Source organism: Vibrio orientalis CIP 102891 = ATCC 33934 (assembly GCF_000176235.1).
Classification (GTDB): domain Bacteria; phylum Pseudomonadota; class Gammaproteobacteria; order Enterobacterales; family Vibrionaceae; genus Vibrio; species Vibrio orientalis.
Window position 1 is genome coordinate 1,968,553 of the sequence record NZ_ACZV01000005.1, and the last position, 17,286, is coordinate 1,985,838.

A 17,286-nucleotide genomic window follows, 5' to 3' on the forward strand; every position below is an offset into this window, starting at 1 on the left:
AAGAACTCATGGCCAAGAATAACCACAAGCGTCTCAGTGTAACACGCTTATTGACTCCTGTAGCACTCGCTGTCGCATTGGCGGCGTGTTCTTCTGCTCCTAAAACACCGCAAAGCGTCGATATTACTTTAGATCCAAACCAACCGACTCAGACCTATTTGATGCGAGCGGACAGCAGCACAGGTAGTTTGCAAAATGATTGGTTGGTAATGGCGTTGAAAGCTGCGGTAGATAACGGTGATGTCGCTCAAGCAGAGTTACTCATCAAACGTCTTGCTCGCCAGTCGCTTAGTGACATGCAACAAGCAGAGTGGCAACTTGCTCGTGCTGAATTACTGATCGCACAAGAAAAGCCGCAAGATGCACTAGCTCAACTCAATTTCCGCCCATCATGGCAGTTGGCTAATGACCAGTGGCAAAACTACCATCAGCTGCGCGCTTCGTTGTTTGCTGCACAAGGCGATAACTACAACGCAACCAAAGAGCTCTCTTTGGGCAGTCAATATGCATCAGAGCAAGAACAGCCAAAGCTGGCTCAAAACATTTGGAGCAACCTTAGCCTCATTCCTGCAACTCAGTTAGAGGCGCAGCAAGCCCAAGAAAGCAATTCAGTCTGGCTCGGATGGCTTGAGCTCTCTGGTTATACCAAAACATTATCAAGCCACTTACCTGAGCTGCAAAGCCAACTCGAACAATGGTTAGCGGCTAACCCTAACCACCCAGCAGCACGTTATACGCCGCAAAGTATTCTCAATATCTTGGCACTGGAAATGACTAAACCGGTCAATACCGCACTGCTATTACCGCTGTCAGGTAAATTCGCGAAACAAGCTCAGCTAATCCGTGATGGTTTCATTCTTGAAATGATGAATGACGATGAACGCGATGAAAATGCAACCTTGACCGTCATTGATACCAACGCTCAGTCAGCGGAAGAAATTAGACTCGCTTTGAGTGACAAACAAATTGATTCTGTTGTCGGCCCGCTAATTAAAGATAACATTGAGCAACTGCAAGAATCTTTGGCTAGCTCAAACAGCAACATTTCAGCACTTGCGCTAAATATTCCTGATGAAGTCAAACCAGGCACCAATGTTTGCTATCTCGCTCTATCGCCAGAGCAAGAAGTCGCTCAAGCAGCAAAACACTTGGCAGCGCAAGGCTATAAGTTCCCACTCATCTTGGCGCCAAAAGGTCGTTTAGGTCCTCGCGTCGTTGAAGCGTTTGAGCAAGAATGGAAAAAATACAGCGACAACAAAGTTGCGGTAAGCTTGTTTGGTGATAAACGCCAACTTCAACGTGACATCAACAATGTATTTGGCCTACAAGCAAGCCAACAAAACATTGCACAGATGGAGTCATTACTGAGCACACCGCTAGAAAGCCAGCCTCGTAGTCGCCGCGACATTGATTCAGTGTACATCGTAGCTCAGAGCTCAGAGCTCACACTGATTAAACCATTTATCGAAGTCGCGATTAACCCAGATACTGTACCGCCTAAGCTTTACTCTAACTCACGCAGTAACAGCGGCCGCCACCAGTATGAAGACCTAACAGGCGTAATGTATAGCGACATTCCATTGCTTATCCACCCAGACGCAGCACTTAAAGCGCAAATGGATCAGCTTTGGCCTAAAGATTCAAATGCTGAGAAGCGCTTGCAGGCACTCGGTATGGATGCTTACCGCCTAATGGAGCACTTGCCACAAATGAAAGTCGTCACTGACTACACCATTGATGGCAGCACAGGAACTCTAAGCATCGACAATAACTGTGTCGTACAGCGCGAAATCAGCTGGGCTGAACACGGTGCCAACGACTAAGCGCGCTACAGGCCAACACTATGAAGCCGTAGCTGAAAAGTATCTTATCAGTTGCGGCTTAACGCTAATTGAGCGAAACTTCCTTGCTAAAGGTGGAGAGCTCGATCTCATCATGCGCGACAAAAGCAGTATTGTTTTCGTTGAGGTGCGCTACCGAAACAGCCAAGCTTTTGGTCATGCGGCTGAGACTGTCACTCGCTCAAAAATACAAAAGCTAATTAGAGCCGCCAATGTGTGGCTAATGAAAAATGGCTTGTCCGTCTATTCAACTGATTTTCGCTTTGATTTAATCGCCATTCATCAGCATGGAGAGCAAATCGAGTGGATAAAAAATGCAATAACTCAAGGATAAACAATGCTCGATAGCATTAAAGACAGCTTTACAGAAAGTATTCAGATCCAAATCGCCGCTGCAGAAGCGCTTCCAGATGCCATTACCCACGCCGCTCAAGCGATGGTCGCCAGCCTATTGAATGGTAATAAAATCCTCTGCTGCGGTAATGGTGGATCATCTTCAAACGCGCAACAATTTGTTTCTTGTCTTCTTAACCGTTTTGAAACTGAGCGCCCTAGCCTACCTGGTATGGCTCTTACTGCAGACAATACCACTCTGACTGCAGTCGCCAACGACTACCACTATGAAGAGATTTTTTCTAAGCAGGTACGCGCATTTGGCCAGCCTGGTGATATTTTGCTTGCTATCTCAACCAGTGGTAATAGCAAAAATATTATCAAAGCAATGGAAGCCGCGGTAACGCGTGATATGACGATTATTGCCCTAACAGGTAAAGACGGCGGTGAAATGGCCGGTTTACTCGGTGAGCATGATGTAGAAATCCGTATTCCTTCTCACAGAACTGCAAGAATTCATGAAGTTCATATGGTGACGCTGCACTGCTTGTGCGATCTTATCGACCAAGTACTATTCCCAGCCCACGAAGAGTAAGCTATGAATTCGATTAAGGCCTTCTTGTTATCACTGTTTATCCTATCCACAACAGGCTGTGCTGGCTTGTTCGTAGCTGGCGCTGCCACAACAGCAAGCATTGTTATCGACCCGAGAACTACCCAAGAAATCTGGAATGATAACAACATAGAGTTTGAAGTAGCTGGCATCGGCAATAAAGCACCATTTCGCGGTAATGCCCGCGTGACTGCTAGCTCATACGATGGCACTGTCATCTTAGTAGGACAAGCGAATACCGAAGCGTTAAAACGTGATTTAGAATCCCAGACGCGTAAGATCAAAGGGGTAAATAACGTTCACAACCAACTTAGAGTTAAGCCTCCACTATCTATGGGTGAGATTAGCCACGATAGCTGGATAACCACCAAAGTAAAATCGGCTATGCTGGCTAACTCGGAGTTAAGCGGTGTGAAGATCAAGGTTATTACCGAAGATAGAGAAGTGTTCTTGCTTGGTTACGTTTCACAGCAACATGCTGATATTGCCACTGATGTCGCGAGAAACATCTCGGGCGTCAAACAAGTGGTTCGAGCGTTTCATTCCGATGAAAGCGAAAGTTAAGTTCACATCATTCAGATACAAAAAAAGCAGCGTAATACGCTGCTTTTTTATTATTTGACGACCCTTAAGCTCGGACGACCTTTTGGTCTTGGTGGCTCATCATCACCACCATCGTTCACTTCAGAGGTTTCAAGCTGCTCAGATTCAGTGGCAACAGATAAAGGAGACTCTTCTGCTGTCATGTCCTCTTCGAAGATACCCTCTTCTTCATATTCACCCATGTATGCATCTTCTGGCTCAAACATTGTGCCAGCGCCGTTCTCACGCGCATAAATCGCTTGAACAGCATACAGTGGAACGATAACGGAATGTGGGCGACCACTAAAACGAGCACTGAACGTAATCGCTTCGTTGCCTAACTCTAAATTCCCTACCGCTCTTGGTGCGATATTAAGAATGATTTGACCATCTTGCACAAACTCCAACGGTACACGTACCCCAGGAAGATCTGCCGCCACAACTAAGTGTGGCGTTAAGTCGTTGTCCACCAACCACTCATAAAATGCACGAAGCATATATGGTCGGCGTGGTGTCATATTCGCAATATCCATCTTCTCGCCGATTAACGAGTTAGACGCATTTCACGTTCAGCTTCTGTTAGAGAAGCTAGGAATGAATCACGTTCAAATACGCGGTTCATGTAAACTTTTAGCTCTTTAGAGCCTGGACCTACTAGCTCAATGCCAAGCTGTGGTAGACGCCATAGTAACGGTGCTAAATAGCAGTCGATTAGGCTAAACTCTTCGCTCATAAAGTATTCATATTCTGCGAATACAGGGCCAAGAGTTAGAAGGTCGTTGCGTAGCTTGTTACGAGCAGCTTCCGACTCTTCAGCATTACCTTTAACGACTTTTTCAGCAAGCGTGTACCAGTTTTTCTCGATACGGTAGATCATTAGACGGCTATTACCACGAGCAACCGGGTATACAGGCATCAATGGTGGATGAGGGAAACGCTCATCTAGGTATTCCATGATGATCTTTGAATCGTAAAGCGCAAGCTCACGGTCAACTAATGTTGGAACTGTCTTGTATGGGTTAAGTTCAATAAGTTCAGCCGGTAGATTTGCTTCATCTACTAGTTCAACTTCAACACTTACACCTTTCTCCGCTAGAACAATACGTACCTGATGGCTATACATATCAGATGCACTTGAGAATAGAGTCATCACAGAACGTTTATTGGCAGCTACAGCCATGGAGCCCTCCAGCACACTTACAAATATAAAAACAATGGAGGCTAAGCCTCCATTGTTAAGTTCAAAAATTGGGAATTAGCACAGTATGATAGCACAATTAGTGCACATCACGCCAATACTCTTTCTTCAGTAGCACAACGACGATTGTGAAGATAACTAAGAAGCCCATTACCCACCAACCTAGCGCATGACGCTCTAGCTTAACTGGGTCACCTGAGTACTCTAAGAAGTTCACTATGTCACGAACCGCATTGTCATACTCTTCGGTGTTTAGTTCACCAGTACCGTCAGACTCAACAGCTACAACCTTAGTCACTTCTTTACCGTCAACAACGTGCGTTTCAAACACCGGCTTAGGAATGCCTTGTAGCTCTTCTAGAACGTGAGGCATACCAACACTTGGGAAAACAATGTTGTTTACGCCAAATGGACGGCTTGGATCTTCATAGAAAGAACGTAGGTATGTGTATAGCCAATCTGTACCACGAACACGAGCGACTAGCGTTAGGTCAGGTGGTGGAGCACCAAACCATTTCGCCGCAGACTTGTCAGGAATGGCATTTTCCATCAAGTCGCCCACTTTTGCTTCTGGGTCAAAGATTAGGTTTTCTTTTAGCAAATCAACTGGAATGCCAATGTCACGAGCAACACGCTCGTAACGTTGGTACTGAGTTGAGTGACAGGCGAAACAATAGTTCATAAACAGTTTCGCACCATTTTGCAGTGACGCTTGATCACTCAGGTCGTTGTTTGCTTTATCAAGTGGTACGTTCGCACCCGCTGCCATTGCCAATGAAGGCAGCATTGCAAATAAAATTACAATCCATTTTTTCATTTGAATGTCACCCTTTCTGGTAGTGGCTTAGTCGCTTCGTTCTTACTGTAGAAGTACAGCAGCACGAAGAACATGAAGTAAGCTAAGCTGAAGATCTGAGCTAGAAGCGTGTATGTTGGTGTAGCTGGAAGCGCACCAAGCACACCTAACGCAATAAAGCTGATCGTGAATTGGATGATATTGAATAAATGGAACTTGCTACGGTAGCGGTAAGAACGAACTTTACAGCGGTCTAGCCAAGGTAGAACGAACAGAACCACGATAGACGCACCCATTGCAACCACACCTAGTAGCTTGTCCGGAACCGCACGAAGGATCGCGTAGAACGGAGTGAAGTACCATACAGGAGCAATGTGCTCTGGTGTTTTCAGAGGGTTTGCCGCTTCAAAGTTAGGTGGCTCAAGGAAGTAACCGCCCATCTCTGGGTTAAAGAACAGCACGTAACAGAACAAGAATAGGAAACCTGCCACACCAACCATATCTTTCACGGTCCCGTATGGGTGGAAAGGAATAGAGTCGATGATGTCGTATTTCTTCGTGTAATCCTTGTGGAATGGGAACTGAGTCTTATAGTCGTCGCCCATTGTGCCTTTAGGAAGCTTAGTTTCGATACCGTCTGGGTTATTCGAACCCACTTCGTGTAGTGCTAGTACGTGTAGAACGATAAGCAACAGAAGTACAATCGGTAGTGCGATAACGTGCAGAGCAAAGAAACGGTTTAGCGTTGCACCAGAGATAACGTAGTCACCACGAATCCATAGTGTTAGGTCATCACCGATAACAGGGATAGCACCAAACAGAGAGATGATTACCTGAGCACCCCAGTAAGACATCTGACCCCATGGAAGTAGGTAGCCCATGAAGGCTTCAGCCATCAACACGAGGAAGATAAGCATACCGAAGATCCACAGTAGCTCACGAGGCTTCTGGTATGAACCGTAGATTAAACCACGGAACATGTGCAGATAAACCACGACGAAGAACGCAGAAGCGCCTGTCGAGTGCATGTAGCGCAGTAGCCAACCGTATTCAACGTCACGCATGATGTATTCGATAGAAGCGAATGCACCGTCGCCAGATGGAACGTAGTTCATTGTTAGCCAGATACCTGTCAGGATCTGGTTAACCAAAACAAGCATTGCGAGTGAACCGAACAAGTACCAAAAGTTAAAGTTTTTTGGCATCGGGTACTCAGAAAGGTGCTTTTTGTACGCATTCATTGCGGGTATGCGTTTTTCGACCCAATCAAGTAGAGCTTGCATTATGCCTCCCCTCCTTCATCGATACCGATAATGATCTTGGTATCACTCAGGTACATGTGTTTAGGTACGACTAAGTTCAGTGGCGCAGGAACGCCCTGGAATACACGACCTGCCATGTCGAATTTAGAACCATGACATGGACAGAAGAAACCTGATTTCACACCCTGAACTTGTTCATTAAAACTGTCAGGTAGATAGGTTGGAGAACAACCAAGGTGTGTACAAATACCAACAGCGACAAAGTACTCTGGCTTAATTGAGCGGTAAGCATTCTGAGCATAAGTCGGTTGTTGTTCTTCTCCTGATGAAGGGTCACGTAATTGACCGTCGATCGCTTTAAGCCCGTCTACGACAGTTTGTGCACGACGTACAACCCATACAGGTTTACCACGCCACTCGACACGAACCATCTGCCCTTCTTCAAGTTTACCGATGTCAACTTCAACAGGGGCACCCGCAGCTTTGGCTTTTTCACTTGGGTTCCAAGATTTAATAAAAGGAACGGCGACAGCAGCAGCTCCCAAACCACCAACAACAGCTGTTGTAGCAGTTAAGAAACGTCTGCGACCGTTATTTAAAGGCGCATTGCTCATCCAAACATTCTCCCATTTGCTCCTTGTGGATTATTGTTATTCCGCTTAAAGAGCATGGCTAACAAAATACGAATTTAGTTGTATTTATTTGACGGCAAATGATAAATAAAACCCTACTTTTTGACAAGATAAAGCTACCTTTTTGTAACATTTGTGAGGCGAATCGCCAGTGAGGTCACAAAAGGAGATGAAGTAGGATAACTGAAACACTAAGTATGTGTCGGATAGGAATTTTTTTGGTGGGGAAAACAAAAAAGCCTGGCAAGAGCCAGGCTTTTGGTGCCACATTCCAATGCAAGCATTGGAAGCGAATCTTTTCGAAAAAAGATTAACGCTTAGAGAACTGTGGACGACGACGTGCTTTACGTAGACCAACTTTCTTACGTTCAACGCAACGTGCGTCACGAGTAACGTAACCAGCTGCACGTAGAGTAGGACGTAGAGACTCATCGTATTCCATTAGAGCACGTGTGATACCGTGACGGATCGCACCTGCCTGACCTGAAATACCGCCACCTTTAACAGTAACGTATAGGTCTAGTTTCTCAGTTAGTTCAACTAGCTCTAGAGGCTGTTTAACAACCATGCGAGAAGTTGGACGACCAAAGTACTCATCAAGGCTACGCTTGTTGATTACGATGTTGCCGCTGCCTGGTTTAACAAAAACACGTGCAGCTGAGCTTTTGCGACGGCCAGTACCGTAGTATTGATTATCTGCCATTTTCGAAATCCCCGATTAGATGTCTAGTACTTGTGGTTGTTGAGCAGCATGGTTGTGCTCAGCGCCAGCGTAAACTTTCAGCTTACGGTACATAGCACGGCCAAGAGGACCACGTGGTAGCATACCTTTAACTGCTAGTTCAAGAGCCATCTCTGGCTTGCGATCAATTAGCTTCTCGAAGCTGATTGATTTTAGGCCGCCAGGGAATTCTGTGTGACGGTAGTAAATCTTACCTTTAGCCTTGTTACCAGTTACAGTAACTTTCTCCGCGTTAACAACGATGATGTAATCACCAGTGTCACAGTGTGGAGTGTATTCAGCTTTGTGTTTGCCACGTAGGCGAGATGCAATTTCACTTGCTAGACGGCCAAGAGTTTTACCTTCAGCGTCTACAACGTACCAGTCGCGTTTTACAGTTTCTGGTTTAGCAACGAAAGTTTTCATGCTAATAATAACCCGTTCAATAATTAAATTTACACTTAAGGAGCTTTCGCTCCCACTGACTAAGAGTCCAGTCAACACCCCTTCGAGTGGTTGGCACTCTCGACCCGTTATGTCGAAATACCTTCGATAATAAGGTCTGCAGTAACGGTGGGTCGCAGGATTATAGAGAAGTCAGTAGAAAAAATCACCTCTTTTCGCAGAAAAAATTCATTTTTTTTCAATCCCGCTCTGGCTTGGCGAGGAGTTACGCCAAATGCTCTTTCGCCAAATAATCATGACTTTGCATTTCAATCAATCGCGATTGGCAACGTTTGAACTCAAACTCAAGCAATCCACCAGCATAAAGCTCTTCTAATGCCACTTCCGATGAAATAATCAGTTTTACATTGCGCTCATAAAACTCATCCACTAGCGCGATAAAGCGTCGCGCGGCATCATCAATCGTACTATGCATTTGCTTAACGTCAGCCAGCAGTACCGTGTGATAGAGGCGAGACATTTCAATATAATCATTCTGACTACGCGCTGACTGGCATAACTGCTCGAAGGTAGCATGCAATACATCTTCTGATGCTTGAATTACAGTAATCTCACGATGGTTAATATCAATACTCTCGGCACCGCGCTTCCCTTCTCCCACCAGCTGCTCGTAATAGTGTGCGAGGTTTTCACTTGCCTGCTGGTCAAGTGGGTAGTGGTATATTTCCGCTTGCTCTAACGTTCTTAGTCGATAGTCGATACCACTATCAACATTGAGTATGTGACAGTTTTCTTGAATCAAGGCAATCGCAGGAAGGAAACGTGCTCGCTGTAGGCCATTGCGATACAAATCTTCAGGCGGGATATTAGACGTTGCAACCAAAATCACCCCACGCTTAAACAACGCTTGAAATAAAGTGCCTAAAATCATCGCATCAGTGATATCAGCAACAAAAAACTCATCAAAACAGATAATTTCCGTTTCAGATTTAAATTTATCCGCGACTAACTCCAACGGATCATTTACATCACCCAAGGCATTTAATTCATCGTGAACTCGGTACATAAAGCGATGAAAGTGAACACGCATTTTCTTTTCGGTAGGTAAAGAGTCAAAGAACGTGTCAACCAAATAGGTCTTGCCTCGCCCGACGCCGCCCCAAAAATACAAACCTTTCGGCGCCGTGGGTAAGGTCGCAGACTGCTTACCGAACCAACTTCTCCACCCTGTCGTTTTTTCTACAGGCGTATTTAGGTATTCGAGAAGTTCGTGATAGAGCTTATCAAGGGCCGAAACCGCTTGAAGTTGAGCTGCATCCTTCTGAAAACCATGTTCTTTTATGTCATTGTTATAGATTTCTAGTGGCGTCATCGCTTCGTTACCTAATGAAGAAGACTATGAAACTGCTATGTAGAGCACATGCATTTTTCTTTATTGGCTAAGGCTCTCATAGTACCATGTGAGTACAACATGTGTAACTAACCAGTAAAAAACATGTTAAATAACAATGATAAGGAGCTATTATGCCTTGGATGTATGCCCTCGTTGGTTTGCTTGTCGGTACCGTTTTAGGGGTTGTGATCTCACGTTTGAGCACACCTGGATATAAGAAACAGAAAAGTGTCCAAAAAGATTTAGAAACCGCGAAGTTTGAATTAGAACAGCAAAAACAAGACCTTGCTGATCACTTTGCGCAATCTGCGGAAATGTTAGACTCACTTGGTAAAGAGTACACTAAGCTTTACCAACACATGGCAAAGACCTCAAGTGAGCTATTGCCAAATATTCCAGAACAAGACAACCCATTCGTTAAGAAGATTAACCAGCAGTCAGAAGTGCCAAGCGAAGCTGAAGGTGCTGAAGTCCTCGCTGATATTCAGCCCCTTAACGAAGCGCCAAAAGATTACGCATCAGGTTCAACTGGCCTGTTAAAAGAAGAGAAGAAAGAGATTCTTGATTCTCAGGATGTGGTTTCCGCGAAAGCCTCATAACCATTTTCTTTGCTGAACTTTGCAAAGGTTTTTGAGTCATATTTCTAGAAGTGGCCATCGAATTCTTATTCTACGTACAAGTTTAAGAATTGTGCCCTTAATCAACTAGGAGTATCCGATGAAAAAACCTTTGCTTGTATTAACTGTTCTATCTCTAAGCCTAAGTTCAATCATCACGCCAATTCAGGCAACAGCAGCACTGCCTTTGTCTATTGATGGCGAACAACTACCGAGCCTAGCACCGATGCTAGAGCGAGTGACACCTGCTGTCGTCAGCATCTCAGTTGAAGGCACTCAGATATCGAAGCAACAAATCCCCGATCAGTTCCGCTTCTTTTTTGGTCCAGACTTCCCTGCCGAGCAAATGCAAGAGCGTCCATTTAGAGGACTAGGTTCCGGCGTTATTATTGATGCCAAGAAAGGCCATATCATCACCAACTACCACGTCATTAATGGTGCAAAAAAGATTCGCGTCAAACTCCACGATGGCCGCGAATATGATGCAGAACTGGTTGGTGGTGATCAAATGTCCGACGTCGCGTTACTCAAACTGGAGAAAGCCAAGAACCTGACTGAGATAAAAATTGCCGATTCAGACAACTTACGAGTCGGCGATTTCACTGTTGCGATTGGTAACCCATTTGGCCTAGGACAAACCGTTACCTCAGGTATTGTTTCTGCTTTAGGCCGCAGTGGTTTAAACCTAGAAAACTTCGAGAACTTTATTCAAACCGATGCTGCGATCAACAGCGGTAACTCCGGCGGTGCTCTGGTCAACCTAAATGGAGAATTGATTGGCATTAATACCGCCATTTTGGGACCGAATGGCGGCAATGTCGGCATCGGTTTCGCCATTCCTTCCAACATGATGACCAACCTCACAGGGCAAATTCTAGAGTTTGGCGAAGTGAAACGCGGCATGCTAGGCGTCCAAGGGGGCGAAATCACCTCTGAGCTCGCCGAAGCACTTGGTTATGAATCAAGCAAAGGGGCTTTTGTCAGCCAAGTCGTGCCAGACAGTGCCGCAGATAAAGCGGGCTTAGAAGCAGGCGACGTTATTGTCTCGGTAAATGGCAAAGCGATTAACTCATTTAGTGAGTTACGAGCCAAAGTCGCCACATTGGGCGCGGGTAAGAAAGTCAATTTAGGCCTAATCCGAGATGGCAAAGAGAAGTCTTTCAGTGTCACGTTGGGCGAACAAGCGAGTATGAAAACAACCGCGGACAAACTGCATGAAGGGTTGGCAGGCGCGCAGTTAAGTAATACGAATGCCTCAGACAAGGTTCAAGGTGTCAAAGTGACGTCTGTAGAGGCTGGTTCTAATGCAGAAGCGTATCAACTGCTACAAGACGACATCATCATTGGAGTCAACCGCCAAAGAGTGAAAAACCTCGCTGATTTTAGAAAGATCGTCGAAAAACAGTCAGGTGTGTTAGCGCTTAATATTCAACGTGGAGATCGAAGTATCTATCTCGTCATTCGCTAATCGCCCTAGCCACTCAAAATGCGATATTACCTTGAAAGGACAGCTGCATAAGCGGCTGTCCTTTTATTATTTTCCCATCTAGTGCTATTCTTCACCAACTCATCCATTTTCTAACCGTTAACGAGGAAAGCATGCTGCAATTTTTGTTGCGTTCTGTTGGTTTAGGCTTAGCTACAGCCGCTTTATTGCTGATCGCCGTTCCCTCTCTACGTACTAATATTCTTCCGCAAGAGATTCCCGAAGATCGCAGCGTCGATAGTTTATCTCAAATATCCTTTAACAAAGCGGTACGAAAAGCAGCGCCCGCTGTCGTCAATATCTATAGCCGAAAATACACTGAGAATGATCGTTCGAAGCTCCTTACTCAAGGCTTAGGCTCAGGGGTAATCGTGAGTGAAAAAGGCTACATCATTACTAACTATCACGTAGTGGCTCAAGCAGACCAAATTATTGTCGCACTACAAGATGGTCGCGTTGCTGCCGCGCAGTTGGTTGGTAAAGATCGCCGCACAGATATCGCTATATTGCGTGTTGAGGGAGACAACCTGCCTGTCATTCCACTCAACCCTGACTATGCCCCTATTGTTGGTGATGTCGTTTTAGCCATTGGTAACCCATACAACCTAGGGCAAACCACTACCTTCGGTATTATTTCAGCCACTGGTCGCTCCTCGATCAGTGCAGATGGTCATCAAGCCTTTATCCAAACCGATGCTGCCATCAATGAAGGAAACTCTGGAGGCGCCTTAGTCAATAGCCGTGGTGAGCTGGTCGGTATCAATACGGCTTCGTTCCAGCAAGCGACTGAGCTTGAAACCTATGGGATTTCATTTGCAATTCCGTACGCTCTCGCGAACAAAATCATGCAAAAGATCATTGCGGATGGACGTGTGATTCGAGGCTACATTGGTATTGATGGCCAAGATATTAACTCCGTCACCTCTAGGCTACTGGGCAGTGAACATTTGGGCGGTATCGTTGTGTTAGGAGTGGACCCTAATGGGCCGGCAGCCAACTCGGGCTTTGAGCCGCAAGATATTATTCTCAAAATTAACGATCAGAAAATTAATGGCCGTCAAAGTGTTATGGACATTGTCACCGAGCTAAGACCTGGAACCGTGGTCGATGTGTTGATTCTGCGCAAAGGAAAAGAAATGACACTTAAGGTGACGATTGAAGAAGATAGCCGTGATTAATTGGCTCTTACTGTAACAAGTAAAAACCCATGCCTAAGCATGGGTTTTTTATTATCACTCTTGAATTTCTGAGTCTGTACTATCCGCTGACTCTATATCTATGCGAGTCACACGTTGCAAGCCTCTAGGCAGTAGACCACCACGGCGTCCGCGCTCACCACGGAAGTTCTCTAGATCAGAGGCTTTCAGCCCTAGCTTACGCTTACCAGCATACAAGGTCACCGAGCTTCCCTGCGGCAAAGAGATCAAGTGAGAGACATACTCTTCACGTTCTTTCGCCTTCGCTGCTGGAATATTAATGATCTTATTCCCTTTGCCCTTACCGAGCTGAGGTAGATCCTTAATCGGGAACAACAGCATTCGACCTTGGTTAGTAATGGTCAGGATCTCATCCGTGTCCAAGTTACTAATCGTTTGTGGAGAGATCACTTCAGAATTCGCAGGCAATGTCACCAAAGCCTTACCGCTCTTGTTCTTCGACAGTAAATCACTGCCTTTACACACAAAGCCGTAACCTGCATCTGAGCCGATCAGCCATAGCTGCTCTTCTTCACCCATCACTACATGGCGGATACTGGTTCCAGCATTGATGTTAAGACGACCCGTGATGGGTTCACCTTGGCTACGTGCAGATGGCATAGAATGAGACTCGAGCGAGTAGCTTCGACCGTCATTACCAAGGAACACCGCTTGCTGATTACTCTTACCACGCGCATGGGCTAGGTACTTATCACCAGACTTGTAGTTCAACCCTTCTGCGTCAACATCGTGCCCTTTGGCATGACGAATCCAACCTTTTTCTGACAGAACAACCGTAATGGGTTCGCTTGGAACTAGATCACGTTCAGTTAGCGCTTTCGCCTCAGCACGTTCAACCAGTGGAGAACGACGGTCATCGCCATACTTATCAGCGTCAGCTTGAATTTCTTTCTTCAACAAAGTATTCATGCGACGCTCAGAGCCAAGTAGCTTCTCTAGCTTCTCACGCTCTTTTTCAAGCTCGTCTTGCTCGCCACGGATCTTCATCTCTTCTAGCTTGGCTAGGTGGCGAAGTTTGGTATCTAGAATCGCATCCGCTTGAATTTCGGTAATACCAAAGCGTGCCATTAATACCGCTTTAGGATCATCTTCAGTACGGATAATCTCAATTACTTCATCAAGATTTAGATACGCAATCAACAAACCTTCAAGAATGTGCAAACGCGCCATTACTTTATCAAGGCGATGTTGTAAACGACGACGAACGGTAGTACGACGGAACTCAATCCACTCAGAAAGAATCTGTACCAGACCTTTCACCTGTGGACGGTTATCGAGACCAATCATGTTCAGGTTTACACGGAAGCTTTTCTCTAAATCGGTTGATGCGAACAAGTGATTCATCAACTGATCGCAATCGATGCGGTTTGAACGAGGCACAACCACAATGCGTGTTGGGTTCTCGTGATCCGATTCATCACGCAGATCATCGACCATTGGCAGCTTTTTCGCGCGCATTTGGTTGGCGATCTGTTCTAACAATTTCGCACCCGACACTTGGTGTGGCAAAGCGGTGATAACGATATCAGAGCCTTCTTTGTGCCATACCGCACGCATCTTGACGCTACCGCGACCAGTACGGTAGATCTTCTCAAGATCCGCTTTCGGAGAAATGATTTCCGCTTCAGTTGGATAATCCGGACCTTGGACAAAGTTCATCACATCCGGCAGTTCTGCTTTTGGATGATCGATCAAGTGAATCGCTGCATCGGCCACTTCGCGTACATTGTGCGGCGGGATATCGGTAGCCATACCTACTGCGATACCAGTAACGCCATTCAATAGAATGTGCGGCAGGCGCGCAGGTAACATTTGCGGCTCTTTCATCGTGCCGTCAAAGTTAGGTTGCCACTCGACCGTACCTTGGCCAAGTTCACCAAGTAGGACTTCGGCAAACTTAGACAGTTTCGCTTCGGTATAACGCATCGCGGCGAAAGATTTAGGATCGTCTGGCGCACCCCAGTTACCTTGACCGTCCACTAATGGGTAACGGTAAGAAAATGGTTGGGCCATTAATACCATCGCTTCATAACACGCTGAGTCGCCATGCGGATGGTATTTACCTAACACGTCACCAACGGTACGTGCTGATTTCTTATATTTTGCTGCTGCCGAGAGACCAAGCTCCGACATTGCGTAAATAATACGTCGTTGAACCGGCTTCAAACCATCGCCAATGTATGGCAAGGCGCGATCCATAATTACGTACATTGAGTAATTTAGATAAGCGTCTTCGGTGAACTTGCGCATCGGCAATTGTTCAACGCCATCGTATGTAATCTCACTAGACATTCACTAAACCTCTGCCATATCACCGTTAGATTGCAGCCAGTGACGGCGGTCATCCGCACGCTTCTTACCTAGCAACATATCCATCATTTCCATGGTCTGCTCATTGTCATCAATGGTTAGCTGAACCAGACGACGAGTATTTGGATCCATGGTTGTTTCACGCAGCTGAAGTGGGTTCATCTCACCCAGACCTTTGAATCGCTGCACGTTGATTTTGGCTTTTTTCTTCGATAGACGCTCTAAGATGCCCTCTTTTTCATCCTCATCTAGGGCATAGAATACTTCTTTACCACAGTCGATTCGAAACAGAGGAGGCATTGCCACATAGATATGACCCGCTTCTACTAGCGCACGGAAGTGACGCGTAAACAGGGCACACAGTAGCGTCGCAATGTGCAGACCATCCGAGTCCGCATCGGCAAGGATACAGATTTTACCGTAGCGTAAACTGTCTAGATTGTCGTTATCAGGGTCGATACCCAGTGCGACTGAAATATCATGTACTTCTTGAGAGGCTAAGACCTGATCAGCCGAGACTTCCCAAGTGTTCAAGATTTTACCACGCAGTGGCATCACCGCTTGGAACTCACGATCTCGGGCTTGTTTTGCTGAGCCGCCTGCCGAGTCACCCTCGACGAAGAAGATTTCAGTGCGATTTAAATCTTGTACTGAACAATCTGTCAGCTTACCTGGTAGTGCTGGACCTGAAGCCACCTTCTTACGTACGACTTTCTTACTTGCACGCATACGACGATGAGCATTGGCGATACACACTTCTGCCAGTTGCTCAGCAAGTTGCGGCTTTTCGTTTAACCACAGGCTGAAGGCATCTTTAACCACACCAGAAACAAATGCCGCGGTTTGACGAGATGAAAGACGCTCTTTTGTCTGACCAGCAAACTGAGGATCTTGCATCTTCACCGATAGGACATACGAACAGCGATCAAAGATATCGTCACCAGTTAGCTTAACGCCACGTGGTAGCAAGTTACGAAACTCACAGAACTCACGCATCGCATCCAGCAGACCTTGGCGTAAACCGTTAACGTGTGTACCACCTTGCTTGGTTGGGACTAGGTTAACGTAACTTTCCGTGATCATCTCACCGCCTTCTGGCTGCCAGATCACCGCCCACGTCGCCATCTCTGTATCTGCGGTAAATTCGCCGATATAAGGTTCAGCAGGAAGTACTTCATAGCCTTTAACGCCTTCAGAAAGGTAGTCTTTTAGGCCATCTTCGTAGAACCACTTATGCTCTTCGTTGTTCACTTTGTCACTGAAGGTAATCTCTAACCCAGGACAAAGAACCGCTTTCGCACGTAGGTTATTCACTAGGCGCAATGCGGAGAATTTGTAGCTATCGAAGTATTTTTCGTCTGGCCAAAAATGTACCGCAGTACCGGTATTACGGTGGCCACAAGTACCTGTCACAGTTAGTTCTGTAACAGCATTACCGCCTTCAAAAGCGATTTCATGTATTTCACCACCACGTCTCACCGTCACTTCAACGCGCTTAGAGAGCGCATTTACTACCGAGATACCAACCCCGTGTAGACCGCCAGAAAACTTATAGTTGTCGTTAGAGAACTTACCACCAGCATGTAGCTTGGTCATGATAAGTTCGACACCTGAGATACCTTTCTCAGGGTGAATATCAACCGGCATGCCTCGACCATCATCGATCACTTCAAGTGATTGGTCAGCATGGAGAATGACTTTGATCTTTTTTGCATGCCCAGCAAGTGCTTCATCGACCGAGTTATCAATAACCTCTTGTGCAAGATGGTTTGGACGCTCTGTCTCGGTATACATGCCAGGACGATGTCGTACTGGGTCAAGACCTTCAAGAACCGAAAGGTCTTTCGCATTATATTGTTCAGTCATAATACGGAATATCT

Annotated in this window: 17 protein-coding genes; 7 read left to right on the plus strand and 10 right to left on the minus strand. The window is 45.9% G+C overall.

Features of this window, described 5'->3' with window-relative positions:
* Positions 1–8 precede the first annotated feature (8 nt).
* From VIA_RS19675 to VIA_RS19690, 4 genes are read left to right on the plus strand one after another with little or no spacing between them, the layout of a single operon-like run.
* Entirely contained in the window at positions 9–1,823 is a 1,815-nt protein-coding gene (locus VIA_RS19675) for a penicillin-binding protein activator (protein WP_004415458.1), read from the plus strand.
* Positions 1,810–2,175, plus strand: coding sequence for a YraN family protein (locus VIA_RS19680; protein ID WP_004415460.1), 366 nt, complete (start codon positions 1,810–1,812; stop codon positions 2,173–2,175). Before VIA_RS19675 ends, VIA_RS19680 begins: the two co-directional genes overlap by 14 nt.
* A gap of 3 nt (positions 2,176–2,178) precedes the next feature.
* The gene (locus VIA_RS19685) at positions 2,179–2,769 is read left to right on the plus strand and encodes a phosphoheptose isomerase (protein WP_004415461.1); all 591 of its coding nucleotides are present in this window, start codon (positions 2,179–2,181) and stop codon (positions 2,767–2,769) included.
* Positions 2,770–2,772: 3 nt separating this feature from the next.
* Complete coding sequence (locus VIA_RS19690) at positions 2,773–3,351, plus strand: BON domain-containing protein (RefSeq protein ID WP_004415462.1); 579 nt, start codon at positions 2,773–2,775, stop codon at positions 3,349–3,351.
* A gap of 50 nt (positions 3,352–3,401) precedes the next feature.
* On the opposite strand, the gene sspB is transcribed toward VIA_RS19690, so the two are convergent.
* The 8 genes from sspB to zapE form a co-directional block, all read right to left on the minus strand.
* A complete protein-coding gene (gene sspB, locus VIA_RS19695; protein ID WP_004415464.1) occupies positions 3,402–3,902 on the minus strand; it encodes a ClpXP protease specificity-enhancing factor in 501 nt (166 codons plus the stop codon).
* An 11-nt stretch (positions 3,903–3,913) separates the two neighbouring features.
* On the minus strand, positions 3,914–4,549 hold the full coding sequence (gene sspA, locus VIA_RS19700; protein ID WP_004415465.1) for a stringent starvation protein SspA: 636 nt from the start codon (positions 4,547–4,549) through the stop codon (positions 3,914–3,916).
* Positions 4,550–4,646: 97 nt separating this feature from the next.
* On the minus strand, positions 4,647–5,384 hold the full coding sequence (locus VIA_RS19705; protein WP_004415466.1) for a cytochrome c1: 738 nt from the start codon (positions 5,382–5,384) through the stop codon (positions 4,647–4,649).
* A complete protein-coding gene (locus tag VIA_RS19710) occupies positions 5,381–6,646 on the minus strand; it encodes a cytochrome b (RefSeq protein WP_004415468.1) in 1,266 nt (421 codons plus the stop codon). The genes VIA_RS19705 and VIA_RS19710 overlap by 4 nt, the downstream gene beginning before the upstream one ends.
* Positions 6,646–7,239 carry a ubiquinol-cytochrome c reductase iron-sulfur subunit gene (petA, locus tag VIA_RS19715; protein ID WP_004415469.1) on the minus strand — a complete coding sequence of 198 codons (594 nt, stop codon included), beginning with the start codon at positions 7,237–7,239 and terminating at the stop codon, positions 6,646–6,648. Before petA ends, VIA_RS19710 begins: the two co-directional genes overlap by 1 nt.
* Positions 7,240–7,567: 328 nt before the next feature.
* Entirely contained in the window at positions 7,568–7,960 is a 393-nt protein-coding gene (gene rpsI / locus VIA_RS19720) for a 30S ribosomal protein S9 (RefSeq protein ID WP_004415472.1), read from the minus strand.
* A 15-nt stretch (positions 7,961–7,975) separates the two neighbouring features.
* Positions 7,976–8,404: a 50S ribosomal protein L13 gene (gene rplM, locus VIA_RS19725; protein WP_004415473.1), complete on the minus strand. Its 429-nt coding sequence runs from the start codon at positions 8,402–8,404 to the stop codon at positions 7,976–7,978.
* 244 nt (positions 8,405–8,648) lie between these two features.
* The gene (zapE, locus tag VIA_RS19730) at positions 8,649–9,755 is read right to left on the minus strand and encodes a cell division protein ZapE (protein ID WP_004415474.1); all 1,107 of its coding nucleotides are present in this window, start codon (positions 9,753–9,755) and stop codon (positions 8,649–8,651) included.
* 152 nt (positions 9,756–9,907) lie between these two features.
* Between zapE and zapG the strand changes: the two genes are divergently transcribed.
* The 3 genes from zapG (at position 9,908) to degS (ending at position 13,057) form a co-directional block, all read left to right on the plus strand.
* Positions 9,908–10,375 carry a Z-ring associated protein ZapG gene (zapG, locus tag VIA_RS19735; RefSeq protein WP_004415476.1) on the plus strand — a complete coding sequence of 156 codons (468 nt, stop codon included), beginning with the start codon at positions 9,908–9,910 and terminating at the stop codon, positions 10,373–10,375.
* Between the two features lie 118 nt (positions 10,376–10,493).
* Entirely contained in the window at positions 10,494–11,861 is a 1,368-nt protein-coding gene (locus tag VIA_RS19740; RefSeq protein WP_004415477.1) for a Do family serine endopeptidase, read from the plus strand.
* Positions 11,862–11,992: 131 nt separating this feature from the next.
* A complete protein-coding gene (gene degS, locus VIA_RS19745) occupies positions 11,993–13,057 on the plus strand; it encodes an outer membrane-stress sensor serine endopeptidase DegS (protein ID WP_004415479.1) in 1,065 nt (354 codons plus the stop codon).
* A 54-nt stretch (positions 13,058–13,111) separates the two neighbouring features.
* Here degS and parC read toward each other — a convergent pair whose 3' ends face one another.
* Together parC and parE are read right to left on the minus strand one after the other, a co-directional pair.
* Positions 13,112–15,388, minus strand: coding sequence for a DNA topoisomerase IV subunit A (parC, locus tag VIA_RS19750; protein ID WP_004415481.1), 2,277 nt, complete (start codon positions 15,386–15,388; stop codon positions 13,112–13,114).
* 3 nt (positions 15,389–15,391) lie between these two features.
* Positions 15,392–17,272, minus strand: coding sequence for a DNA topoisomerase IV subunit B (gene parE / locus VIA_RS19755; RefSeq protein ID WP_004415483.1), 1,881 nt, complete (start codon positions 17,270–17,272; stop codon positions 15,392–15,394).
* Positions 17,273–17,286 lie beyond the last annotated feature (14 nt).